Source organism: Fischerella sp. (assembly GCF_013388695.1).
Classification (GTDB): Bacteria; Cyanobacteriota; Cyanobacteriia; order Cyanobacteriales; family Nostocaceae; genus PCC9605.
The window spans coordinates 13,521-39,578 of record NZ_JACAEU010000035.1; the positions used below are offsets into that span (position 1 = coordinate 13,521).

Below are 26,058 nucleotides of genomic sequence, written 5' to 3' on the forward strand. Positions count from 1 at the left end.
AATATAGTGGCTACTCTCAAAGCTTCTCAACAGGGACTAGCAAAAATTAAGCAAGCCAGAATTGCAAAAGGGTGGTCTGTCGATGATTTTAGATGGATTCAGTCAGCTAGTGAAATTTTAGGAGTCTGTTGGCAAGAACAAGGAGTTCTGGCTTTAGGCATCTCAGAAGGAACTTGGAAGCGCTTCTTAGCAGGAAAATACCCAATTAATGCTGAGGCGTTTAAAGCCTACTGCCAAGTTTTGGGACTGAGTTGGGAAGAAGTTTCAGAGAAGGAGTCAAAAGTTGTACAGACGTGCCATGGCACGTCTGTACAGAGTCAACAGTTATTCTCCGCGTCCCCGCGTCCCTATGTCCCCGCGTCCTCCACTCCTCACACAGACTGGGGCGAAGCGCCTGATGTCTCAATTTTTTATGGACGTGCAGAAGAATTAAACACAGTTCAACGGTGGATTGTGCAAGAAAATTGCCGCTTGGTGATGCTGCTGGGGATGGGTGGAATTGGTAAAACCACTTTGGCTGTCAAGCTGGCGCAACAAATTGTTGTAGAGACGCGACATGTTGCTTCTCTACATTATGTAATTTGGCGGAGTCTTCGCAATGCTCCCCCAGTTGAAGATATTTTGGCTGAGTTGATTCAGTTTTTATCCGGACAGCAGGAAACAAATTTACCAGCTAACTTAGAAGGCAGAATTTCGCTGTTACTAAAATATTTACGTTCGTTGCGTTGTCTGTTGATTCTGGATAATGCTGAATCAATTTTACAGGCGGGCGATCGCACTGGTAGTTATCGTCCTGGATACGAAGGTTACGGTCAACTTTTTCGCTGTATCGCTGAAACTTCACACCAAAGTTGTCTGCTGTTGACTTCACGGGAAAAACCGAAAGGACTATCTCAATTCGAGGGTGAACTTTTGCCTGTACGTTCTCTGCAACTTACAGGTTTACCAGAGAATGAAGGACGCTCATTATTTAATGTCAAAGGAAAGTTTACGGCTACAGATGCCCAATGGCAAATCTTGATTTCCCGCTATGGTGGTAATCCTCTGGCTCTCAAAATTGTAGCGTCTGCGATCGGAGATTTTTTTGATGGTAATATTTCGCAGTTTTTAGATATTTCTCAGCAAAGTGCGTTTGTCTTCGACGATATCCGCGACTTACTCAATCAACAGTTTGATCGTCTCACAAATTTAGAACGGGAGATTATGTACTGGTTAGCCATCAATCGCGAACCAGTTTCATTGCGGGATCTACAAGCAGATTTTGTTACTAATGTCCTATCCCGTGAAATGTTGGAATCGCTCAATTCTTTGCAAAGGCGATCGCTAATTGAAAAAAGTGCCAGTAGCTTTACTCAACAACCTGTGGTGATGGAATATGTAACTAACCAATTAATTGAGCAAGTTAGTCAAGAGATAGTCAGCCATAAAATAGCCATTTTTAGAAGTCATGCTTTAATGAAAGCGCAAACCAAGGATTATGTGCGAGAAACTCAAACTGGTCTGATCCTTCAACCGATTGTGAATGAATTGATCGCACAACTTAATAGTCCTGAAAATATTGCTAGTTGTCTGAGTCAAATTCTCTCCCACCTCCGAGGAAAATCACCCCAAGAAATGGGATATGCAGGGGGAAATGCACTTAATCTTCTGCATCAAGCACAGGTTGATTTAAGCGGCTATGACTTTTCCTATCTAACTGTTTGGCAAGCTTATCTTCAGGATGTAAACTTGCATGATGTTAATTTTGCAGGCTCAGATTTATCATCATGTGTTTTTACTGAAACACTAGGTAATATTTTGTCTGCTGCTTTTAGCTCAGACGGTCAGCTTTTAGCAACGTGCGACACCGACTGTCATGTCCGTCTGTGGGAGGTGAAAACAGGAAAATTATTGTTGATTTGTCAGGGTCACACCAACTGGGTACGCTTTGTAACGTTTAGCCCAGATGGAGAAATTTTAGCAAGTTGTGGTGCAGACCACACAGTTAAGCTTTGGAATGTCGCTGATGGTGTTTGTATAAAAACGTTGATTGGACATAATCATGAGACATTTTCCGTAGCATTTAGTCCCGATGGTCAAACCTTAGCCAGTGCTAGTGGCGATCGCACAGTCAAACTCTGGGATATCCGTGATGGTATTTGCCTGAAAACGCTGACCGGACATACAGATTGGGTGCGTTGTGTTGCTTTTAGTCCGGATGGCAAAACTTTGGCAAGTAGTAGTGCCGATCGCACAATTAAGTTATGGGATGTTGCTACAGGCAAGTGCTTAAAAACACTCACAGAACATCAAGGTTGGGTGCGTTCAGTAGCATTTAGTCCAGATGGGCAAACTTTAGCCAGTGGGAGTGGCGATCGCACAATTAAACTTTGGAATTATCACACAGGTAAATGCATTAAAACTTACACCGGACATACCAACAGCGTCTATGCAGTTGCTTTTAGCCCCCAAGGAGAAATACTAGTTAGTGGTAGTGGCGACCATACTGTGAAACTTTGGGATTGTCATACCCACACCTGTATCAAAACACTACACAGACAAACCAATGAAGTTTGTTGTGTCGCTTTCAGTCCAGATAATCAAACCATCGCTTGTGTCAGCTTAGACCAAACTATGCGGTTATGGGATTATCGCAATGGACAATGTTTAAAAACTTGGTACGGCAACACCGATTGGGCGCTGCCTGTTATATTCAGTCCCAATGGGCAAATTATTGCCAGTGGTAGCAATGATAAAACTGTGAAACTATGGGACTGGCAAACCCACAAATGTCTGGGAACTCTACAAGGACATACAGATTTTATTTACGGGCTGGCTTTTCATCCCAATGGAGATATATTAGCTAGTGCTAGCACCGATGCCACAGTGCGATTGTGGAATGTGAACACAGGGCGATGTTTGCAAATTTTACAAGGACACACAGACTGGGCTTATACTGTGGCTTTTCACCCCCAAGGTGAGATGGTTGCTAGTGGTAGCGCTGATTGTACGATTAAACTGTGGAACTGGCACACCGGGCAATGTCTGCAAACTTTTACTGGTCATCGAGATAAAATTTTTGCGATCGCCTTTAGTCCAGACGGAAAAATTTTCGCCAGTGCCAGTGCTGACCAAACTGTGAGATTGTGGAATTGTGAAACTGGTCATCTGCAAACTTTAGCAGCTCATGATGCCAGGATTTACGCTGCGATCTTTAGCCCAGATCGTCAGACCTTAGCGACTTGCAGCACAGACCAAACAATTAAACTTTGGCATTGGCAGACAGGAAAATGTCTGAAAAGTCTCACAGGACATACAAACTGGGTTTTTTCCATAGCTTACAGTCCTGATGGGCAGACTCTTGCCAGTGCTTCCCATGACCAGACAGTGAGAATTTGGGATGTAAAAACTGGAGAATGTCGCCATATCTGCGTTGGACATACTCATTTAGTGTCTGCTGTGGCTTTTAGTCCAGATGGGCAATTTGTTGCCAGTGGTTCACAAGACCAAACGGTGAGGGTTTGGGATGTGAAGACGGGGGAGTGTATAAGAATGTTGAGAACGAAAAGACTTTATGAGGGAATGAATATTACTGGTGTGAAAGGGTTAACAGAGGCGACGATTTTGACTTTGCAGGCGCTGGGTGCAGTGGTGGAATAGCGATAGAGAGTTGTCTTTTTGACACTCTCCGGTCTAAAAGCCACGGAGATTATTGGTTCAAGGAGATAACGTAGGAGCGATCGCTCACTGCAAAGAATAACTCAACCTTGACCACGGAAGCGATCGCCGCTCATTTCAACCTGAGCGTGTATTACTTCTGCGAATTGTTTACCCAATTTCAAATGGTTATATAATATGGTATCATTATTTGGTTGCATGAGGTGTAATCATGGAACGTGAAGCCTTAACGATTCGCTTCCCAGCGGAATTGCTTCAGAAAATCCGGGCATTGAAGCGAGACGATGAATCTCTCAACGATCTAGTCGTTCAAGCGCTGGAAAAAGAAATGAAGTGGCGTAGTTCTTGGGCAGCCCACAAACAAATTCAAACCATTCGAGAGCAGGTCAAACAGCGCACCGGGGTTCATCCCGATCCAGTACCGCTGATTCGTCAACTGCGCGAAGGAGAAGGTAGACGTGACTGAGGCACTGTGTATCGATACCAGTGTGATGATGAAGTACCTCTGCCCAGATGAACAAACATCAGAAGCGATCGCCTTTGTTATGAGACTGTACACCCCTGATTAATTGAGAAATCTGTTGTATTTTTACGCTCGCGATCGCTCACTGCAAAGAACAACTCGGTCTTGATCGCTGCAACCTCACGTAACTTAATCCTGAACGCTCCGAAGACTTAAGCGGCATAACTAGTTATTGTGCCGTGCCAACGCAGTTGCCCTCAACCCCCTTGGACATCATGCTTCATCCACCATCTCTAAAATCTGATTGTATAGAGCTGAAGATACTCTAAACTCGGACGTAGCAATCAGAGTATCCATTAACGGCTTGATAGCAACAATGAGATTTTGGTGTTTAGCCTCAACCAAAATACCCAGCAACCCAGTAATCCTTAACCCCAAGCGATTGGCTTCTGCTCTACCGCGACGCTCATCAATCAACAGTAAATCGGCATTGAGTTCTAGGGCAAGGGCGATCGCTTCAGATTCTCCAGGATCTAGCTTTACTTCGTGCTGAAGCCGTTTAACAGCGTTACGATTCACAACTTGTCTAACTTCAAGCCAGGAAGCGGCTTGAACTTCGAGGCTTCCTGGAACGGGAGGATCAATGTCTGCGAGTTCACGATATACCGCTTCAGGAATGGTGACTCGTTTGTAGAGTTGGGGCAAAAGGTGCAAGTGCTGAATTGCTGCTAAATTCGTAATAACCGATGTATCGCTGATGACAATCAAAGTCGTCCCAACTCCCGCAGGTTCTTCAAGTCAAGTTCAAAGTCTTCAACGTCGTAGGAATAGAGCGGGATATTGCGCTGCTTAAGGAGTTGGCGAAAGTTATTTGGTTGCATATCCGCTAGTTGACTGGCATAGCCCAAGGTTAAGCGACCTGTCTGGAAAAGGTATAATGCAATCTCTTGGCGAAACTCACTAGGGGTAAGCCCAGATGCTTGCAGAATTTCGTCTGAGATTATAACACTCATAGCAGGATGGCCTCACCGATCATATTTTTAGGGTAGCTCATTGCTCGCCCACTAACTCACAAGCTATGTAATTCGCGATCGCCTTTGTTATGAGGCTGTACACCCCTGATTAATTGAGAAATCTGTTGTATTTTTACGCTCGCGATCGCTCACAGGGAAGAATAATTCAACGTTGACCACTTCATACTCACCCAACTGCTTATTTCGCTCAAGATCTATAGATCACTAAGCAGCCGAACTCGTCATCTCATTGACTTGAGATAATCGCTCAAGCCAAAGCTCCTTATAAAATTCCATCTGTTGTTATAAGAACCATCACGAATCAAATAAATCAACGCTGCCTGTTCAACAGGATATAAAAATGCGTGAGGCTTTTTGTCTCACGCATACTAAATTTTACATTTTATTTAGAATGTGTTAATTCACTCCCTCCACATCGAAGTAATTAGCCAACGCCAATACAACCTCCTGAGTCAAACCCTCAGATAACTCCGGCAAATACACACGAATCGCATTTCTCACAGCAGCATCAAATTCTCCCGCGTTAGTCGTAGTATTACGGACAAATGGCTCAATTAAACGGATTAATTCGTAACTGCTGCTTAAGTCAGTATTCTGAATCGCCCGATCTAGGGGTGGGGCTGTGGGGTCGGGGAACTCTGGGAGGATGCGGCTGACAAAGGTGACGCGGTGGAAGATGCGCCAGCAAGCGGGGCCTCCTTGGGGTTGTCGGGCTTGACGCAGTGCGATCGCGTTGGGGGAATTGCTCTCTTCTAACCACTTGCGGTCAACAACAGTGTTAAAGAAGGTGTCGTAGTTTTCTGTAGTTGGGGTGAGGTAAAAACTCAAGAAGCGGTAAGCGTTGACTTTACCAGGAGCATCTAAAGGAGTACCGTTGGCATCATACACCCGGATGGGACGACCGGCTTCGTCTCGCACTAAGTTACCTCTGTCATCCATTTGAAATCTCTGTAAATCGGCTTGGGTATTATTTTGGACTTCAATTTTGAAGGATTGGCTTGTTTCTTTGGTTTTGGATTTGGTGAGGTTGAGGCTACCACCAAATGACCCTTTGACCTCAAAATCAAAATCTACGCCTAATTCAAAAGAACCGGATGCACTGCTAGTTGTGCTACCTGTAAAACTGTAAGCTCCACTGGTACTTTCTTGCTGTACATCTGTGGTTTCTGTAGATTCGGCATAGAGTCCACCATCGGCTGTCCAGATGTAGCTGTTGACCAAGTTACGTTTACTGTATTGCTCTGGTAGATCGTTGTTGGTAGTCAAAGCATCGACTAAACCACCGATCGCTAACCCAGCCGCCGCCACAATCGGCCCACCACCAGCTAATCCAGCGATCGCTCCAGTCACACCACCAGCTAAAACACCAGTTGCACCTGGGGGTGTGGTGCGGAAGTCTTCGTAGTAGGTACGTAGGCGAGTTTCCTCGGCTTGGATACGCTGACGCAGGGCGTAAGCTTCGCTGGGTTTGAAGTAACTTTGTTCGCGGTAGCCCGTAAAACCGGCATAATCTGGATCTAATACCTTACCGTTTTGGTCGTAACCTACAGCACCATCAAGTGTGCCTTGTTTGGTGTAACTAGATTTGATGGGGAAAGGAATGATGTTGGTATCCTTGGGAATATTGGGATTAGGAATCATGCGGAAGGCAACTAGGGCGCGGTTGTGTGCTAAACGAATAGCATACATATCAGCCGTTTCCGATTCTACCAAGGCAAATCCTAAATTCGATGGTTGGTAACGGCGAGGCATAGCTTTATTGAGCCGTTTGCTGATATCTGGGTCTTCCCAAGCACCTCCCAAACCAACAGATGTCATTTTGCTGACATTAGTTTTGTTAGTTTGTTGCTGATTGCTAGACCATTTCAACTGTGTATCTAATTTAACTGACTGACCAATTTTAGTACCAGCCTCAGCTAGATTGATGGTAATCCCGCCGCCTAAAGGTGCAATAACTGTTTCAATACTTTGCTCTATTTCTAGAGATAAAGAACCCTCAAAGGAGGAGTTGAAACTACTTTCTCTACTGGCGGCTAGGGTGTAAGAAACGCTATTCGCTTCAGTAAATTCCACAGTAGTGCTGTCTACATAGTCGCGTAGGGAATCATCGATTGGCCCAGCGGTAAGATTCTCAGAAGGAACGGGGGGCGCACCTTCGATGTAACCTTTGATTTGCGGGGCAAATTGTACTTGGCTCACCCATTCTGTAATTAAGTTACCGACTTTGTAGCCTGTGAGCAAATACCATTGCCCATTGTCGATGAAACTGTAACAGCGTTTGTGAACTCCGGTAATTTCGCCATTATTGGCTGTTTGGATGTCTGCGTATTCTGCAATACTAGAACGACTAGTTATTTTACCGTGGAAACGGTTGGCAATACTACCCAAAGCGTTACGCACGAGGGCAATTTCATCACCTATGGGTGCTTGAGAAAAGATTTGTTTGAGGGTGCTATTGGTAACTGGTGTGAGGTGATTACCACGCAAACTGCTGTCATTAACGCGGGTAATTTCTGGTTCTTTGGCTGTGGAATTAACGGGATCGGACTCAAATTCATAGTAAGCGATGAGGTTTTCCCGTTCTCCTTTGATTTGACCAAAGAGGTTGTCGAGGATTTGTTCTGGGGTGCGCGACTGTTTCCAAATGCGGATTTCGTCAACTTCTCCCAAGAAGTCTTTACCCAAGTTGAATTGGTTGGGTGTGAGGTTGGGTTGGGTAATAGCATTAGTTTGGGCAGGGATACCGTTGAGGTAAACTTCTAGTTTGGAGGCTGTGGGGTTGGGGTCAACAACCCAGGTAGCACCGAGAATCCGCGCTTCGCTGTTATCGATGGTGTTGGTGGTGGTGTTACCGACACCTTCGTTAATTAACCATTCACCTGCTAGTTTAGAGCGAGCGTCCGTAGGACGAGCTTCGCTAACGCTCGTCCCTTGTTGAATTTCATTGCGAGTTAAAGTCCGATTCCACACCCGCAATTGACTAATTGTACCCAGTAAGTAGTTAGGGGAACTACCGACAATCCTTGAACTTTGAGGTATGCCAAAACACTTACCTACTTCTAGGGATTGGAGATTGGTAACGGGTACACCAGACAAAACTGGCGGATTGGGATTGAGTAAAATATCATTCCAATACAATCTGATGATGTAACCATTATCGGTTTTTGTGCCAGTGACGGCGATTTTGATGGGGGTATTGGCAGTAATTGCACCTACAGAGTTAGAAACTACCTGTGGAATAGCATTACTATTTTCATAGGCAAAATAGAGACTGTAGTTACTGCCGGAATCTCGCTTCAAAGCCATCCATGCGGTCAATTCTGGCTGATTTCTCCCCAATCTGCCTTTTTGCAATATGGGATAAATATCTCTGCCGATACTCGTTAAAGTCAAGGTGAGTTCAATAGAAAATTCATTTTCTACTCCCAAAGCTACTTGATTACCACAATCGAGGTAATTATTAACACCATTGAAATTTAAGGCGTAAGCTTCCAAGTAGCTGGCGGCGATATGTTCCCAAGAATTAGCCCAGAGGATTTGGGTAGTGGTGAGGTAGCGGTTTCGCACTCCAGCAATTATATTGTAGGCTTTGAGAGGAGATTCTACTTGTTGGGGATTGCCGTTAATTGTGCCATTATTAGCATTATTACCAGTGCGATCGCTCACGTTGCGATTGTCAAAGTAGTAGTATGCAAGTAACCCCGCTTCGTTCCCAGTTAAGCGACAATCTTTATAGATATTAATGTCCCCGGAACTGCGTACCCCTCTCCAAATGCGGATTTCATCTATTCCCCCAGAGAAGAAGAAAGTTTTCTCAGGGTTATTCATCACCCCAATTAATAATCTACCCGTACCTTGATAAGTTGTAGTAGCAATATCTTCTGCAACCTTAACGCCATCACGGTAAATTACTCTTTGACGAGTCTGGATATCGAAACTACAAGCGTAATGATGCCATTGATCATCATTAGTCAGGTTTTCCGCCGTGTTTAAATCATTGTTGTAAAAACCAAAGCTGAAACGATGGTTTTGTCGGAAACCGATGTGTAATTGTTCATTAGTTCTGGCTACTCCTTGGGCGAGAATCGCTGAGAAGAATGGATTTGCACTGACACTATCAGCATTCCGTCTAGCCCAAACTTCGATAGTAAAGGACTGATTGGTAAGGTTGATATTACCTGCTTCAATGTAGTCATTATTACCATTAAATTGCAAACCAGAATTAACAGTTTGCCCTTGAATGCCCAAGCAATACTTCGATGTAGGAGAATTTTCTGAGACAATCCAAGCAGGCTTGATGTCTTTCCTGTCGGGACGAATCCAAGCTTCTAGGCTAATATCTCCCTGATTTGCCATTTTCTCAGCATCCCCAGTGAGATAACCACTCTCAATTTTCAACGCATTTCCGGGAGATGCTGTTACCCAAGCATTGGGTTGGGATACTCCAGTTAGAGGACGAGTGGCGATATTCTCGACATTGTTACCGTTGATGACACCTGCAACTTCTACCAGAAGTGAACCATATTTGAGATTGTAGGGAGAATTGAGAGCAGTTCCTTGATTACTGAAACTGCTGTAACGGTCGTAATCGTACTCTATGATATTGACCGTAGTTCCCGCAGGTATAGTTGCATCCAGGTTAGTGGAGTCAATAGCAATAGTTTTATCACCAGGAGCGATCGCTTTGCGTAGAGGAATAGTCCCCGCACCAACTACCAAAACTGCACCCACTTCGTAGCGTTGTGTCGCAGGTTCAGCCAGGGTAATGATATCCACCGTACCCGCTACCGATTCCACTAAACGACCGAGGTAAAAGCTTTCCCTTGCTTGTCCACTCAACACCTTTGCAAAACTACCACTATTACGCGGAACTCGATCCCAAATCTCGGTAATTTGTAGCAAGCTGTTAGCTAAAGTCACTTTGCAGACATTGGCATCTATACTATCGGCAATATTGACCGTTGTTCCATCAGGATTAGTCTCATCAGCTACAATCACCTTCATTTCACTGCGTCCCAAACCAGGCGATCGCTCTTGCAATTTGACGCTGTTAGAAAGCAAAATATTAGAGCGCGAAACATTACTATCGTAAGTCACAGTAAAGAACTGGTCAGTATTGCCTCGGAAGTACAAATTTATCATGCCATTGGCACTTTCAAACAACTGCGGTGCATCGTTTGTCCAAGCAAAATCTAACAATCCTCCCACGACATTAAACCCACTGGGATCAATGTGAATTAACCGCATGGGGAAAGCAAATTTTCCTTGCAGTTGTTTGCGTTTATCGAGTAGTTCCGCTTGTAAAGCTAGCAGTCTTTCTCTGGCTACTTCTAACTCCTTTTCTAAATCAGGGATGATTTCCGTTTCAATTTTGTTGATGTCCTTCGTAATTTGCTCAATTTGGGAATTGTAGAGGTTAATTTGATTTTGGGTACTATCAGTCAGACGTACCTTAGCACTTAGGAAACTGGATACAGAGTAAGAACCACCATATCTGCGTCCATCCTGGTACTCTACGCGGGAAGAACCACCAAAGTTAGGTTCATCGTAGAGAATGATATATGCTCCTGCATCTAAATCTACTGAAAAGATTGGTATCGATAACCTGGGATACTCACCTACCTCTAATCTTTGACTCTGACCATCAAAGTCAGGTAAAGAATAAACTGTTACGCCATTATTCTCTAGATTTGCTTTAAGTTGTTGTTTCTGAGATAACTCTTGCTTAAGAGTAGCAATTCTTCTGGTTTGATTGGCAATTTCATTTTCTAGAGAAGCGATCGCATTTTTAGTATTCGGGATTTCTGTTTGTTCTAGCTGATTGATGCGTTCTATATATATATTCGGGTCTTTCGCGGTCGTATCAATCAGAGGTAAATTAATCACATCCGGAATTTGAGACAATCGACCCCGTTTAGTTACCGCAAAATCCAAAACTGCAACTTTCTTTTTATCATCGTTAGCTATTCCTGTAGCTACCGCCACCATCACTCGCGCACTTTGTTTTGTCGGTGCAGGGTTGTTGTCATAACCGGCTGCTAATTCTTCCTGTTGATAGTACAATAACGCCGATATCCCTTTCCCCGCGACAGTACGACTATCACCGAAGCTAAAACTACAACGACGAATTCCTGGATTATCGCCTACAGGTGCATCTGATTGTACCCACTGCAAATTACCAATAATTTTGCCATTATTCAAACTATCAGTTTGGTCATAAACAGTTTTACCGTTACCTTCATCAAATTGCCAGTAGGTAATCAATCCTGGTTCATTTCCAGCTTTCCGGATATTCTGGGTTTCTCTGACTTCAATTTCTGAACGTTCTCGTCCCCAAATAGATAACTCATCAATAGTTGCAGTCAGGGAAGAAGCAGGTTGTGTTCCACCATACAAAGAACCAACATTTCGTCCTACAACCATGTAGGTTTTTTGTGTCGCAGTGTTGGCATATTTAGGCAAGAGTAAATATTGATTTTCTATTCCTCCAGCATTGACAACTTTATCACCAACTTGAATTCTTACCAAACCTGAATTTGCAGGTGAATTTGGTTCTGTCGGACGTACTAAAGAAATACTGATATGATTCCATTGCCCCATGTTAATTACATTGGGCAGAGAACGCAAGGTTTGGGATGTTTTAGCGTTGTTGTTGTAAGCAGTAATTTCTAACCCATAACCAGAAATTTTTTGTCCATCAATTAACAGTTCTGTTGACACCAAACTAACAGTAAAGATAGCATTGGGCATCCCTTCAGAGTAAATTACACCTGTAGTTTCTGGTTTAATCCAAGCAGAAATATTAAATTCATCTTTGTTGATGACTTGGCTTGCAGCTTCAATGTAAGTATTACCATCTAGCTGCAAAGCAGTTTCTGCAAAACCCATTTTTTCAAAAGCAGCCGGACTTTCTGTGCCTTTAGTGCTAAATAATCCATCGCTAGAACGTTCGATATTATATGAATCTAGGCGATTTGTCTTTTGATTATGAACAAATATTTGCCAGCGTTTGATATCAGGAATACCCGTCGGTACTTGAACAACAGCAAACCGTCCATTATTTAAATTGCGGATGAAATTTAACTCTAATGTCGGTTCATAAAATGGCTGATTATTCATATCGGTAGCACCGAGAGTATCTTTGGCACTACTTTTGAGAATTTTATTTCGACTACGACGATAACGCACTTCTCGCGAGGTTTTGAGTTTATTACCAGCAAGGATAAATCTATCGACTAACAGGGTATTGTTAACAATCGGGATATCCTGACCATCTGCACCTTTGACGGTAATATTATTCACATCTTTTTCAGCCACAGATTGACGAAATAAATATACATATTGTCCATCACTGAGTACTTGAAAAGGTTCATCTGCGGTTAATCTAGCTGTAGATGAACGGAATACATCAACTTCAGAAGGGTTGACAGCAGGTTGACCATTTGTTTTTACCGATGGTAATACTTTGTTGGGAATAATTCCAAAGCCAACTTCAGCGATTTCATTTGGAAAAGTCAATAATTCTGGTGTAGGCGACCAATTTCTGGCATCAATAGGATTAGGGTTATTTTGTTGGTCAAGAACAGTGTAATAAATGCGGCGATCGCTATCCATTGCAAAGGATATCAATACCCCTGTATGCTCGACCAGAGTTGTATACTGATAAGATTTGTTAGTATATGTCTGTAAATAGTTGTCCCATTGTGGCTGCATATTTTTTTCCTAGTTACTAGTTCATGTGGTGTAAAACTTTTCGTTTTGTCGCTTAGTAAAATAGAATGAAGGAAAGAACTTACACAAAGTTTATATGTGTAAGTTATATGAATTTTGACAAATTAATCGGGAGATTCAAATCTTCGGAAACTTTTGATGACAGATTAATCTTGCTGATGCCAGAAGAAGAATTTAATTACCACTATGATTGAGTGGAGATTTAACAGGATTCTGGGCAAAAGAAGATGTAGGATTAGAAGGATTGTCTTTATCGCTCAAAATTCTTCGTGGCGCACAAGCTTGTGTAAATAGCAATATGCTGATTGGTAAAGCAATGGTGAAAATTCTGTTCCAGCGCATATTGTTCATAGAATTCATTACACGATTCATCAGTTCAACTCCTTGATTTCAGGTGTTATGTTATCTTTATAGAATTTGTAAATATAAAAGTCGATACAGAAAAGTTAAGGAATTCAAGGTGGAAACTGGCTTAACTAGAAACTTAACTTTTATAACATCAAAAAATGTTGATAGGTTTGTAGTAGAGACGCGAAATTTCGCGTCTCTACACGTCTGAAATTCTCACAAACAACCTCTAACCGAACCGTATTGAGACCACTAGAGTAAAACATTAAATTCCTGACGCAATGAAAATTGGCTTTCCAGCAATTGAAGAGCAATTCTTTTACCTGTACACCAGCCATAATATCCATAAGTTGCGGATGCACCCACAATTTTCTCAAAGCCTACAAAGTAAAGTGTAGGGTCAACAATAGATTGGCATTTACCATCTGTTTTTGGTAATAACCTATCATTCACATTTAGATACAATTCAGGCTGCCTCAATATTTTATTGATGCCAGGACGAAAGCCAGTACCTAAAATAATTGCATCGTAATCTTGCGATCTACCATTGGCAAAAATTACGCCTGTTTTTGTGAGTTGCTGAATACTACTAGAGATTACTTGAATATTTCCTTTTTTGATTTGTTTGACAGTACCTCTATCTACCCATGCGACACGACCATGATTAACTTCCATATCCATTGGCCCTTTATCTTCTGGATAGATAGAGTATGCACTCAAATCTAAAGCAAAACGCTGAATAAATTTATCAGTTTCCTTGATGTCTGCTTGCAATTCTTCTGGAGAGAAGTCTATGTCTCTCTCCATAGCTTCTATTCTAGTATCTGTTGTATTTTGATTAAACAACTGTTTAAAGTATGACCTGCTTCGCCATAACAAATATTGTAGCGATCGCAGTCTCGGATAAAGAGGAAATACCCAGCGTTGACCACGAATTAACATCTGAACATCAGCAGCACCATGCTCATATAAATCTAGTGCTATTTCTGCTGCTGAATTTCCCGAACCAACGACTAAAACTTTCTTATTTCGATAAGGAATACCGTTTTGATAGGCACTACTATGAATAATCTCCCCTGCAAAATATTCTTGCCCAAAAAAGTTTGGTATCACAGGTTCATTAGTTAGTCCAGTACAGATAACAAGAATCTTGCTGTATAGAATGTCTTTAGTTGTTTGTATCTGCCAATTATAATCTGTTTGATTTTGATTATAAATCTTAGTAATACTTTGCACCTCCTCGCCAAAATGAATATGCGAATAAACCTGGAAATGATGTGTATATTCTGTTAAATACTGCACCATTTCATCTTTGGTCTTAAACGCGGAATATTTTCCCTTGCCCTCAAAAAAAGGTAAAGTAAAATAGGGATTTTGAGTAACTAATCGTTCGTAGGCGTTTTTCCAGATAGTTGCGACAGTTTCACCCTTCTCTATCACAACAAAATTATCAATCCCAAATTTTTTTAAACTTGCAGCGACGGTAATACCGCAAAAACCAGCCCCAATGACGATCGCGTCTAGTTGAGCGTTCATAAAATTGACTTTGATGGCAAATCTTAACTGTTCTCTTTCTTTATAAAATTTGGGACTGCAATAGTCGATGTAGATTAGTTAAGGAATTTGAGCCGTTACCAACCTACTTAAATCTCGTTTCTACCTCCTCTATTCAATTGTTAAGTTTGTAAGTTAAGTCATTTTCCTCCCTATTTCCTTAACTTTTCTGTATCGACACTGCAATCGTCAACTTCTATATATAAACAGCAAGACTATCTATAACAAAAGAGTTGGCATGAACTTAATAACTTTACTGTTACGTTCTTCTTGGAGAATCCTGACTCTTGCTGCCTTCATGGGTTTATTAAGTGGGGTTAGCACCGCTGGATTGCTTGTTACAATCAACACTCAAGTTAATCATTCATCACAGATGACAGCATTAATTTGGAGTTTTGTCAGTCTTTGTTTTATAAAATTTATTACTAATATCATTTCTAAATATTTATTAATAAATTTGTCAGAAAAAGCAATTTTAGAATTACGACTCATCTTGAGTGAGAGAATTTTAGCTGCACTACTACATGATTTAGAGAGTTTAGGAAAGCATCGCATTTTAGCTACACTAACTGATGATGTTTTAGCAATTTCTAACACGGTTTACGTTATTCCTACATTGTGTATTGACATTACTATTGTAGTGAGTAGCCTTTTTTATTTGTTTTGGTTATCTCCAACGATATTTTTTCTGGTGGTCATTTCTTTATTAGTAGGAATATTTAGCTATCAACAGGTAGCAGACAAAGCAATACTATTTTTTACCTTAGCTCGTCAGCAAGAAGATAAATTGTTTAATCATTTTCAGAGCATCACTGAAGGAACCAAAGAACTGAAGCTTCACTATCAGCGACGACAAACATTTTTAAAGAAAGAACTGAGAGAAACTGCACAATTATATCGGCGTAAAAATGTAGTTGGGATGACTATATTTGCAGTTGCTGCTAGTTGGGGGAATAGCTTGTTTTTTGTGGTTGTTGGACTGGTAATTTTTGCTCTGCCTATTCTCCAAACTATCCCCACTCATATTTTATCTGGATATGCGCTGACTATTCTCTACCTGCTTTCACCTTTAGACTACATTATGAGTGCTATTCCTACTTTCAGCAAAGCAACTGTTGCTTTAAAGAAGGTTAACTCTCTCAAAATATCATTGTCAAATCACTGTTATGAAAGTAATTTAATGGATTGGGATGAATCAGATAATTTTTGTCACCGTTTAGAATTTGTGGGTATCACTTATACTTATCATCAAGACTCAGAAGATACAGCTTTTACTCTTGGCCCAATTGATTTGACTGTTTCGGGTGGTGAAATTATTTTTATTGTCGGTGGTAATGGTAGCGGTAAGTCTACTCTTGTTAAGCTAATCACTGGTTTATACGTTCCTGAAAGTGGAAAAATCTATCTCAATGGCAAATTAGCTACTACAGAAAATCAAGAGTGGTTTCGCCAACATTTTTCAGTTGTATTTTCCGATTTTTATCTATTCGATAATTTCTTGAATTTAGGTAAAACTATTGCTGACGAGCAAATATATGATTATCTAGTTAAATTACAACTAGATAAAAGAGTTAAAGTCAAAAATGGTATACTTTCTACTACCTCATTATCTCAAGGACAGCGAAAACGTTTAGCTTTATTGACTGCTTATTTAGAAGACCGACCTATTTATGTATTTGATGAATGGGCTTCCGATCAAGATCCTGTATTTAAAAAGATTTTTTATAAGCAGATATTACCTGAATTGAAGAATAAAGGCAAAACTGTGATAGTTGTTACTCATGACGACCAATATTTTTATTTATCAGACCGAATAGTGAAGCTAGATTATGGCAAGGTGGAAAATGTTCACAATTGTGTAATACCGCAAATATCAAGGTTTTCGGCGCACAGCTAAAATGGTAATGTCATTAAAACGAGTGCTGACGATTTGGAAAAATATTCACGCTACATCGCAACTCAAGTAATGTTTTTATAATTCGGATGCTATTGGTATGTTGATTTATAAAAATTAAGTACTTTGATTTCTTCAAAATCGGCTTAGCATCATAAGTTAAGTAATAAAAATCCTTAACTTTTCTGTATCGACTATTATTTCTCCAAAACCTATAAGTAGGAATGTAAGCGTTACACATTCCCTAGCAGGATAGCATTATGCAATTAACTTATCGGGCTGCCAATTATGAATATAATCCTTACAATACCTGCATAACTGAAGGAAATAGGACTGGCATCTATCGGGGTGTAAAGACGAGATTTCACTTGCCCAAAGTTGTAAGACAGCACCAGTCCCCACGACTGTTGAAGTATCGCGGTATTACTTACATCAACTGGCGGTGAAGCTTGTTCTCAAGTCAAGAATTATTTGATGACGCAATGGCGATCGCACAACTTTATCAATGCGATCGCCATTTAGTTTAAAGTTAAGTTGCCTCTGTTTTCAAAATCCTTAACTTTTCTACATCGACAATTGACCTGTTAAACCCTAAAAATAAGGTCAGTCAACCTTTGATGAATGACGCAGGCAACCAGAATGCACGAACTGTTGTCACCTTACGAGTATCAAGTTGGCGGTCGCCTCCCAGTAGATGCACCTAGCTATGTCATGCGACAGGCGGATATAGAACTCTATCAAGCTTTGAAGGCAGGTGCCTTTTGTTACGTTCTCAACTGTCGCCAGATGGGGAAGTCTAGCCTGCGGGTACAGGTGGCGAAGCAACTGCAAGAAGATGGCTTTGCCTGTGCAACGGTTGACTTGTCCGGTATTGGGAACAAGAATATTACCCCAGACCAGTGGTATGCTGACATTATTATGCGTCTGGTGCGGAGTTTCCGGTTATCTAGCCAGATTAATGTCCGCAATTGGTTAGCAGAACGACAAGATTTATCGCCTGTAGGTCGTTTGGGTGAGTTGCTGCAAAACGTACTGCCAGAATTAATCGCCCAACCAATTGTGATTTTTTTCGATGAAATCGACAGTACCCTCAGCTTACCATTTAATACAGATGATTTTTTTGCTCTGATTCGCTCTTGCCACGAATACAAACGCCTTACCTTTGCTCTATTGGGAGTTGCAACCCCTTCAGATTTAATTGCAGATAAAACCCGGACGCCTTTTAATATTGGTCGGGCGATTGAGTTGAATGGGTTTCATCTGCATGAAGTCAAACCATTAGAGGGAGGATTGGCTCATTCGGTAGACAATCCCAAGTCTGTACTCAAAGAGATACTTGCATGGACGGGAGGACAGCCATTTCTGACTCAGAAACTATGTCAGTTGGTAGCACAGGAGGAAAATAGGGAGAGAGGGAAAGAATTTCCTAGTCCCCAATACCCATTCCTGCAAAAGTTGATGGGAGAGATATTAACGCAGCATGAGGAGATTGCCGATCAAGTATCTGCAATTGTGCGATCGCGTATCATTGAAAATTGGGCAGCCCAAGATGAACCACCGCATTTAAGAACAATACGCGATCGCCTTCTTAGCAACGAACAACGCGCTAGCAGGCTGCTGGGACTGTATCAGCAAATTCTCCAAGATGGTAGTGTCCCTGCTGATGATTCTCCAGAAAAAATTGAGTTACTTTTGTCGGGATTAGTTGTTAAACAGCAGGGTGTATTAAAGGTTTACAACCGCATATATGAGGAGGTTTTTAACTCCGAATGGGTGGAAAAGCAATTAAAGAAGTTACGAAGTTACGCAGATTTATTAAATGCTTGGGTAGCATCTGATTATCAGGATGAGACATCTCTCCTCCGGGGACAAGCACTCAAACAAGCTCAAGCTTGGGCAAAAGGAAAGAGTTTGAGTAACCAAGATTATCGATTTTTAGCCGCTAGTGAGGAACTGGATAAACGAGAGGTGCAGAATGCCCTCAGCACATCCGAACAAGCAAATCAAATTCTGCTGAACGCCCAACAGCAAGCGAAGAAAACCATTCGACGCGGACTGATAGGGTTATCTGTGCTTTCGGTGGTAGCTGTGACTCTAGTGGGACTGTCTGGATTGCTGACATGGCAAACGGCGCAACAAAAACGACAAGTGACTATTGGTGAGATTAAAGCGCTCACTCTTTCATCAGAAGCGGCTTTTGAGTCCGATCATAACTTAGATGCCTTACTAAAAAGCATACAAGCAAGTGTTAAATTAAACCAATTGGGATGGAATAACGCGGGTACAGATTTAAAAGTGCAGGTCGAAAAGGCACTGCGACAGTCTATCTACTGGGTGCGCGAAAGTAACCGCCTAGCAGGGCATACAGATGTAGTGACGCGGGTAAAATTTAGTCCGGATGGGCAGAAGCTTGCTTCCGCTAGTTGGGACAAGACGGTGAAAATTTGGCGGCGTGATGGTAAGCTACTTCACACCCTCCGGGGACATAATGATGGGGTGTGGAGTGTCAATTTTAGTCCCGATGGCAAGATGTTGGTTAGTGCCAGTCGGGATAAAACCGTGAAGGTTTGGCGTGTTGAGGATGGTCGAGAACTTCTCACTTTACCTCACAAGGATTGGGTAGCGTGCGTAGGCTTCAGCCCCGATAGCAAGATGATAGCAGGGATGGAGTGGGGTGGCACAATGCGGCTATGGAATTTGGAAGGTAAAGAGTTGCGATCGTTCCATACCCATAATGCACCTGCTGTGGCGATTAGTTTCAGTCCCAAAGGAGGAATGATTGCTACCGCCAGTCGGGATGGTACTGCCAAAGTTTGGAACCTGAATGGTCAAGAACTACTGACACTCAAGGGACATCGCAATTGGGTGATGTATGTTAATTTCAGTTTAGATGGCAAAACAATTGTTACTGCCAGTCGGGACAAAACTGCAAAACTCTGGAATTTAGAAGGAAAGGAACTAGCAACTCTACGTGGACATACTGATACAATTAGTAGTGCAGTATTTAAGCGTAACGGTCAGACTATTGCTACTACTAGTTGGGATAAAAGTGTGCGACTCTGGAATCGCCAAGGCAAACAACTGCAAGTTCTCCAAGGTCATACAGATGCGATTTGGGGTGTCAACTTTAGCAAGGATGGTAAGCTGCTTGCTAGTAGTGGTGAAGATGGGATGGTGAGACTGTGGAAATTGAACAATAAATCTCACCCCTCCATACTCAATCTTGGTGAAGCCGCGGCTGCTAGTGTTAGTTTTAGTCCCGATGGTCAGATCCTTGGTACTGCTGGTCGCTACACAATGGCTAAACTCTGGAATTTACAGGGACAACTACTAACGAAACTCGGCGGTCATGACGATACATTGAGAAGTTTGAAATTCAGTCCCAATGGCAAATTCATTGCTACCACCAGCCGAGACAAAACTATAAAACTGTGGAATCTAGCTGGTCAGGAATTGGTAACATTGCGGGGTCATCAGGGGGATGTGAGAAGCGTTAGTTTTAGCCCTGATAGTCAGATGATTGCCAGTGCTAGTTGGGATACAACCGTCAAATTATGGAATCTCAAAGGTAAAGAATTGTTGACTCTACGGGGACATCAAGCAGGTGTGAGGAGTGTGAGTTTCAGCCCCGATGGTCAAATTATTGCTACCACCAGCGAAGACGGTACAGCTAAACTTTGGAGCCGGGAGGGTAAAGAAATATTGACCTTGCACGGGCATCAAGCAGGAGTAAATTCAGTCAGTTTCAGTTCTGATAGCCAGACGATCGCTACTGCTAGTAAGGATAAAACAGTCAAGCTGTGGAACCCACAGGGTAAAGAATTGTTGACTCTCCGGGGACATGAGGGTGAGGTAAATGCTGTAGTTTTTAGCCATAACGGACAGACTATTATTACGGCCAGTGAAGACATGACAGTCAAGCTTTGGAACCGTAAGGGAGAAGTGTTGCAAACCCTTGGTGGTCATAGTGCTAGTGTCAAAAGTCTGAGTTTCAGTCCTGATGGTCGGGTGCTGGCTTCATCGGACTCTCTTGGTAACGTCATTCTGTGGAATTTAGATTTTGATTCTAGCCCAGAGAAATTATTGATGCAAGGGTGCGATTGGGTCAAGGACTATTTACAAAATAGCGCCACTGTCAAAGAGGAATACCGTCATTTGTGCGATCGCACCTGATACAAATTGCCATTGCTAGTATTTTTTGAATCTGTACCAGATTTGCCATAGCACGTCTCTACAAAAATCTAAACCTCATCAAATAATATTCCCTATGCCAATTTGGTATGATACATTCTCAGCAGAAGAGTCAGATTTATAAATTTATACTAAGTTGCAGTCAAAGATAGTACTTCCCTCACCCCGCCTGTCGGCACCCCTCTCCCAATTTGGAACAGGGGAAGGGGAGAGGGCACGAATTGTTATTGCTATGTCTGAACGCAACTTGGTATTAAAACACAATTATTTCCCCAAAATCTCCTAACATCTGCTCAAGCAAATCTTCCATAATTTCCTGGTGCATCTGGTGTAAAATTATTGGCCCAGAGAGAAATTCTTTTATGGTAATTTTCTGCTCTCGAAAGTCTTTGACAAAATCGCGAATCTCAGAAATGACTTGAATCTCAGATTCCACTTGTTCTAACATCTGAGCTATAGGATCAATTCCTTCCCGATAAGCTTTTCGACAATCAGAAACCATCACTCCTTCAGGAGTATTTTTCACTAGGCGAAGTTCTCTTTTTAAGGTTTCATATTGGGTTTTTAGGAATTCTTTTTCCTGTTCTAGACGATTGCATTTTCTAGTTAAATCATCCTCGCTATTGCTATCGATAGTTTCACCTACCTGATATCGTCGCTCAATTTCCAAAAGTCGAGCCAGATCGCCCTCTTGGTAAGCTTTGTTGATTTCCTTCATAATTTCTGTGTGGCGCATCTGTGTCTCGTCATCTTTTACCTTATCAGGGTGAAATATTTCGGCTAACCTCAGAAAAGTCTGCCGAATCTTTCTCGATTCATCTTTGTTCGCAGAAGCAAATTCTAACTCTTGGTGTGCTTGTTGATATTGATGGCGGCGTTCTTGAGATGAACCAGAGACATCATTTTCTTGCTCTTCAGTTTCAAATAGTTCATCTAGTTCTGTATCTGCTTCTTCGCGATCGCCTTTTGGACTGATGATTCCCGCCATCTGAAGATTGCGGTAAACTCCTTCAATATTTTTCTTAGTTTGTTTACCAAACTTTCTCTGGGTCAAGATTTCATCGAATAGAGCATGAATTTCTTCATCAAGTTCTGCCAGTTTTTTAAAGCTAGGAGTGCCTTTATGAAATATGTCTGTAGCTAAAGAGCGCATTTGCTCGACAAAATTATTCAGTTCAGTTTGTTTTTTCTTGATTTGTTTTAGCAGCCATTGGTGTTCTTTTTCTAGCGCTTCTAGACGGAGATGAAGAGATGAGAGAGCCAGTGATTTCGTCGCCAAGGCAGGTGATGAAGATAAAGTTCGTCTAGACATAGAATATATTGGTTAAATTAAGGTTAAAAAAGAGGTTCAAAGTTAAAATTATTCTTACATCACGGATAAATAATTTAAAAACCATAATTCATAATTCATAATTCATAATTCATAATTATTATGCTATTTTTCTCACCTTATCACTTTATGGCACTGTGTAATTCTTGAAAAGTACAATAATTTAATTTTTATTTAAGCAGAAAATCTATAGCACGACGGATGTATGCTTGGACTGGCTCAATAGTAGGTGTGAATACCATTGCATAAAGCATGATGCCGCTAAAACGTCATGGTGTGATTTGGTTGTACAGTTCAATCTTTTTTGAATTGCCGCGACTCTTGCCAGAGTTGATTTTCATGTGGCTAAAAACTCGCAATCGTCACCGTTTTGTCCCATTTCTTGATTTTGAACCTTTACTTGACCGTTCACTGTTGGAGATTCGTCAAGAGTTTGACCTTCTGCCTTTCATAAAAAACCTCACGGGAGCTTGGAACAAGAGTGGCTTTAGCCCTGGGAGGAAAAGCGACTCGGCAGACTTTAGTCTGCTGTGTCCCTGTATTGATTAAATGAGATTTTCGCTGTACGATATCAACTGTAGCGAAAACTTGTTTATGTACCTGACGCAAAAGAACCAAATCAGAGAACTGAATAAGTCTGAGTTTGTTGCTCTGCGAGAGTTGTGCCGACTGAGTAAAAACCTGTACAACGTAGGTTTGTACACTGTGCGGCAATACTTTTTTCAGGAACGCAAGCACTTGCGCTATGAGGGAGCCTACCATCTGTGCAAAACCAATGAGAACTACAAATTTCTCAATACAGATATTGCACAGCAAACATTGAAGGTTGTAGACAGAACTTTTAAAAGCTTCTACGGATTGATTGGTGCAATCAAGAATGGAAGTTATCAACAAAAAGTGAAGCTTCCTAATTATCTGCCTAAAAATGGTTATTTTTTGCTGATAATTCCGAGAATTGTTGTTAAGAATGGGAAATTTAGAGTTCCAATGTCCAATGCTTTTAGAAAGCAGTTTGGAGAAATTTGGATTCCATTCCCAAAAAGACTTAACATCAATCAAGTTAAGGAAGTTAGGATTCACCCAAAATACAACGCTAGATATTTTGAGGTTGAATTTATTAGCGAAGTTGAACCAGAACCAGTAGAAGTTAAAAAAGATAGTGCCATTAGTATTGATTTGGGGGTAGATAATCTCGCAGCTTGTGTTGATACCAATGGGGCATCCTTTCTCGTGGATGGTAAACCAATTAAATCTATTAACCAATGGTTCAACGCGCGTAATGCCCAACTGCAATCTATTAAAGATAAACAAGGAATCAAAGGTATCACTAACCAACAAGTGAAGCTTACAGCAAAACGCAATAACCAAGTCAGAGATTACCTGAACAAAACAGCACGATTTATTGTGAACCACTGCATCCAAAACAGTATTGCTAATTTGATTGTGGGGTACAATCCCGGCATCAAACAAGAAATCAATATTGGTAAGCGTAATAACCAAAACTTTGTCCAAATACCTTTTCACAGTTTGCGTTCTAAGCTGAAGGCAATGTGTGTAAGGTACGGATTGAACTACATCGAACAAGAAGAATCTTACACCTCTAAAGCAAGTGCGATTGATGGTGATAAGATACCTGTTTACAATGCCGACAACCCGAAAGAATACCAATTCTCTGGTAAACGAATAAAACGCGGATTGTACAGGACAAAAGATGGACATTTGGTAAACGCGGATCTAAATGGTTCGCTGAATATCGGTAGGAAAAGTAAGCTCAATGGCTTTTTAGTCGGAGAGTTTAGAGGGTCTTTGACCGCCCCAAGAAGGATTAATCTTCTTAAACTGGAGAAGTGGAGAAGCGTGGATTTATCCCGCTTCGGAACAACTTCTTAGAATCTCCGTGGCTTTTAGCCCGGAGAGTGTCAATTGTATCAAACATACCGACAACGTTTTACGCTGGTATTACAAATGTCTCACTACCTGCCAGTCCAAATGCAGTGTGAATAGCTTGCAGCGCCTTCACACCTTCTTCTTGTGACACTACGCAGCTAATTTTGATTTCTGAGGTGGTAATCATTTGAATATTGATATGATGCTGCGCTAGCGCTTCAAACATTTTTGCTGCTACGCCTGGTTGCCCGATCATGCCAGCACCAACGATACTTACCTTGGCGATCGCTTTATCTAACACCACCTCACCCCAACCATATTCTACTGCTGCTTGTTGCAACATTTCCTGTGCTGCTTCTGCATCCATCCGCGCCACAGTAAAAGCAATATCCCGCTTCGGCACACCGCCAACTAGATGACAGCGCTGCGACTGAATAATCATATCTACACTGATATTCTTATCCGCCAACAGTCCAAACAGTTTCGCCGCCGTTCCCGGACGATCTTGTACTTGGCGAATGGCAAGACGTGCCTGGTTCATATCGAGGGCGACACCGCGTACGAGGGGATGGGGATGTAGAGACGCGCCATGGCGCGTCTGGGGAGTGTCTATTTCAAATGCTTGGCGGAGGGCGGCGACAGCGCGATCGCATTCTTGGTCATCAATCACGCAGCTAACTTTAATTTCACTGGTGGAAATCATTTGGATGTTCACGCCTGCTTCTGCCAAGGTGGCGAACATCTTGGCTGCTACACCAGGACGCCCAATCATGCCCGCACCTGCGATACTAACTTTGGCGATATTGTGCTGTACCATCACCTCCGCTTCTCCTGCTTCGGGATTCTTTTGGCTGCGGAGAACGGGAGCAATGGCAGCTGCCACAGCTTCTGCTTTATTTAAAATCGGTGTCATCACGGTAAAGGCAATGTCATTTGTATTACCTTCGTGAATCGACTGAATAATCAAATCTACGTCCACATCCTGACGGGCAATTTCTCCAAATAGTCTTGCAGCAACGCCTGGTTTGTCTGGTACGCGCAACAAGGCTACCCTTGCTTGTTCAGTATCAAATGCTATATCATCTACCGAACGAGCAATTTCCAAATTCACGAGCGATCGCCCTTTTGCTTGGGGTGAAGTTACCCAAGTACCGGGGTCATCTGTCCAGCTAGAGCGCACAACCAGGGGTACACCGTAGTTACGGGCAATTTCCACAGCGCGGGGATGCAGCACTTTCGCCCCCAAGCTGGCTAGTTCCAGCATTTCATCACAAGTAATTTCACTCATCAACTGTGCTTCGGGAACTAGACGCGGGTCTGTAGTTAAAATCCCTGGCACATCAGTATAAATTTCACAAAAATCTGCCCGTAATGCCGCTGCGATCGCCACGGCGGAAGTATCTGAACCACCACGTCCCAAGGTAGTAATTTCTAAATCCTCAGTGCGGCTAATTCCTTGGAAACCAGCGACAATAACAACTTTACCTTCTTTGAGATGCTTGAATATCCGCTCTGTTTCAATATGTAAAATTCTAGCGCGGGTATGTTCGGCTTCAGTTACAATCCCTACTTGAGCGCCAGTCAGCGAAATTGCTGGTTGTCCTAGTTCTTGCAATGCCATACTCACTAGGGCAATAGATACTTGTTCACCGGTGGAAAGCAACATATCCATCTCCCGGCGGCAGGGATTTTTTGAGATTTCCGTTGCTAGTTTCACGAGTCCATCAGTAGTTTTGCCCATCGCGGAAACCACCACCACTAGAGAGTTTCCTGTTTTGGCAGTTTTATAGACGCGCTGTGCAACAGCTTGAATGCGTTCGACTGAACCGACAGATGTACCACCGAATTTCTGAACTATGAGCGCCATAAGTTTAACTAAATAAATCGTGCTTGCTTTATCAACGCCCGCGCCAGATAAAGAAGCTTGGAAAGGATTGCAAGTATATCAAATTAACTAATTTATCAGAAT

General features: G+C 42.1%; 14 protein-coding genes. 7 read left to right on the top strand and 7 right to left on the bottom strand.

The window, feature by feature from the left end; all coding sequences use genetic code 11:
• Positions 1–6: 6 nt before the first annotated feature.
• Together HXY43_RS06045 and HXY43_RS06050 are read left to right on the top strand one after the other, a co-directional pair.
• Complete coding sequence (locus HXY43_RS06045) at positions 7–3,639, top strand: NACHT domain-containing protein (RefSeq protein WP_290881166.1); 3,633 nt, start codon at positions 7–9, stop codon at positions 3,637–3,639.
• A gap of 229 nt (positions 3,640–3,868) precedes the next feature.
• Positions 3,869–4,123, top strand: coding sequence for a YlcI/YnfO family protein (locus HXY43_RS06050; RefSeq protein ID WP_290881169.1), 255 nt, complete (start codon positions 3,869–3,871; stop codon positions 4,121–4,123).
• A gap of 270 nt (positions 4,124–4,393) precedes the next feature.
• On the opposite strand, the gene HXY43_RS06055 is transcribed toward HXY43_RS06050, so the two are convergent.
• The 5 genes from HXY43_RS06055 to HXY43_RS06075 all read right to left on the bottom strand — a co-directional run bounded on the left by HXY43_RS06055 (position 4,394) and on the right by HXY43_RS06075 (position 14,769).
• Positions 4,394–4,888: a DUF3368 domain-containing protein gene (locus HXY43_RS06055; protein WP_290881171.1), complete on the bottom strand. Its 495-nt coding sequence runs from the start codon at positions 4,886–4,888 to the stop codon at positions 4,394–4,396.
• Positions 4,885–5,133: a UPF0175 family protein gene (locus HXY43_RS06060; protein ID WP_290881174.1), complete on the bottom strand. Its 249-nt coding sequence runs from the start codon at positions 5,131–5,133 to the stop codon at positions 4,885–4,887. Before HXY43_RS06060 ends, HXY43_RS06055 begins: the two co-directional genes overlap by 4 nt.
• A 417-nt stretch (positions 5,134–5,550) precedes the next feature.
• Positions 5,551–12,867: a LamG-like jellyroll fold domain-containing protein gene (locus HXY43_RS06065; protein WP_290881176.1), complete on the bottom strand. Its 7,317-nt coding sequence runs from the start codon at positions 12,865–12,867 to the stop codon at positions 5,551–5,553.
• A 192-nt stretch (positions 12,868–13,059) separates the two neighbouring features.
• The gene (locus tag HXY43_RS06070) at positions 13,060–13,257 is read right to left on the bottom strand and encodes a hypothetical protein (protein ID WP_290881178.1); all 198 of its coding nucleotides are present in this window, start codon (positions 13,255–13,257) and stop codon (positions 13,060–13,062) included.
• 228 nt (positions 13,258–13,485) lie between these two features.
• A complete protein-coding gene (locus HXY43_RS06075; RefSeq protein WP_290881180.1) occupies positions 13,486–14,769 on the bottom strand; it encodes an NAD(P)/FAD-dependent oxidoreductase in 1,284 nt (427 codons plus the stop codon).
• 256 nt (positions 14,770–15,025) lie between these two features.
• On the opposite strand from HXY43_RS06075, the gene HXY43_RS06080 reads away from it, so the two are divergent.
• From HXY43_RS06080 to HXY43_RS06090, 3 genes are all read left to right on the top strand, one after another.
• Complete coding sequence (locus tag HXY43_RS06080) at positions 15,026–16,684, top strand: cyclic peptide export ABC transporter (RefSeq protein WP_290881182.1); 1,659 nt, start codon at positions 15,026–15,028, stop codon at positions 16,682–16,684.
• Positions 16,685–16,941: 257 nt separating this feature from the next.
• Positions 16,942–17,127, top strand: coding sequence for a DUF4278 domain-containing protein (locus tag HXY43_RS06085; protein WP_290881185.1), 186 nt, complete (start codon positions 16,942–16,944; stop codon positions 17,125–17,127).
• Positions 17,128–17,320: 193 nt separating this feature from the next.
• Entirely contained in the window at positions 17,321–20,854 is a 3,534-nt protein-coding gene (locus HXY43_RS06090) for an AAA-like domain-containing protein (RefSeq protein ID WP_290881215.1), read from the top strand.
• A 271-nt stretch (positions 20,855–21,125) separates the two neighbouring features.
• Here HXY43_RS06090 and HXY43_RS06095 read toward each other — a convergent pair whose 3' ends face one another.
• Positions 21,126–22,184, bottom strand: coding sequence for a molecular chaperone DnaJ (locus tag HXY43_RS06095; RefSeq protein WP_290881187.1), 1,059 nt, complete (start codon positions 22,182–22,184; stop codon positions 21,126–21,128).
• Positions 22,185–22,454: 270 nt separating this feature from the next.
• On the opposite strand from HXY43_RS06095, the gene HXY43_RS06100 reads away from it, so the two are divergent.
• Entirely contained in the window at positions 22,455–22,751 is a 297-nt protein-coding gene (locus HXY43_RS06100; protein WP_290881189.1) for a hypothetical protein, read from the top strand.
• Positions 22,752–22,796: 45 nt separating this feature from the next.
• Complete coding sequence (locus HXY43_RS06105; protein ID WP_290881191.1) at positions 22,797–24,092, top strand: transposase; 1,296 nt, start codon at positions 22,797–22,799, stop codon at positions 24,090–24,092.
• A 58-nt stretch (positions 24,093–24,150) separates the two neighbouring features.
• On the opposite strand, the gene HXY43_RS06110 is transcribed toward HXY43_RS06105, so the two are convergent.
• Positions 24,151–25,956 (bottom strand): aspartate kinase, encoded by a 1,806-nt coding sequence (locus tag HXY43_RS06110; protein WP_290881194.1) that lies wholly within the window; start codon positions 25,954–25,956, stop codon positions 24,151–24,153.
• Between the last annotated feature and the right edge of the window lie 102 nt (positions 25,957–26,058).

Excerpts from the sequence above, each read along its gene's own strand:
- HXY43_RS06050 (WP_290881169.1), top strand. The coding sequence starts at position 3,869 with ATGGAACGTGAAGCCTTAACGATTCGCTTCCCAGCGGAATTGCTTCAG.
- HXY43_RS06060 (WP_290881174.1), bottom strand. The coding sequence starts at position 5,133 with ATGAGTGTTATAATCTCAGACGAAATTCTGCAAGCATCTGGGCTTACC.
- HXY43_RS06065 (WP_290881176.1), bottom strand. The coding sequence starts at position 12,867 with ATGCAGCCACAATGGGACAACTATTTACAGACATATACTAACAAATCT.
- HXY43_RS06070 (WP_290881178.1), bottom strand. The coding sequence starts at position 13,257 with ATGAATCGTGTAATGAATTCTATGAACAATATGCGCTGGAACAGAATT.
- HXY43_RS06075 (WP_290881180.1), bottom strand. The coding sequence starts at position 14,769 with ATGAACGCTCAACTAGACGCGATCGTCATTGGGGCTGGTTTTTGCGGT.
- HXY43_RS06080 (WP_290881182.1), top strand. The coding sequence starts at position 15,026 with ATGAACTTAATAACTTTACTGTTACGTTCTTCTTGGAGAATCCTGACT.
- HXY43_RS06085 (WP_290881185.1), top strand. The coding sequence starts at position 16,942 with ATGCAATTAACTTATCGGGCTGCCAATTATGAATATAATCCTTACAAT.
- HXY43_RS06090 (WP_290881215.1), top strand. The coding sequence starts at position 17,321 with ATGCACGAACTGTTGTCACCTTACGAGTATCAAGTTGGCGGTCGCCTC.
- HXY43_RS06095 (WP_290881187.1), bottom strand. The coding sequence starts at position 22,184 with ATGTCTAGACGAACTTTATCTTCATCACCTGCCTTGGCGACGAAATCA.
- HXY43_RS06100 (WP_290881189.1), top strand. The coding sequence starts at position 22,455 with ATGATGCCGCTAAAACGTCATGGTGTGATTTGGTTGTACAGTTCAATC.
- HXY43_RS06105 (WP_290881191.1), top strand. The coding sequence starts at position 22,797 with ATGTACCTGACGCAAAAGAACCAAATCAGAGAACTGAATAAGTCTGAG.
- HXY43_RS06110 (WP_290881194.1), bottom strand. The coding sequence starts at position 25,956 with ATGGCGCTCATAGTTCAGAAATTCGGTGGTACATCTGTCGGTTCAGTC.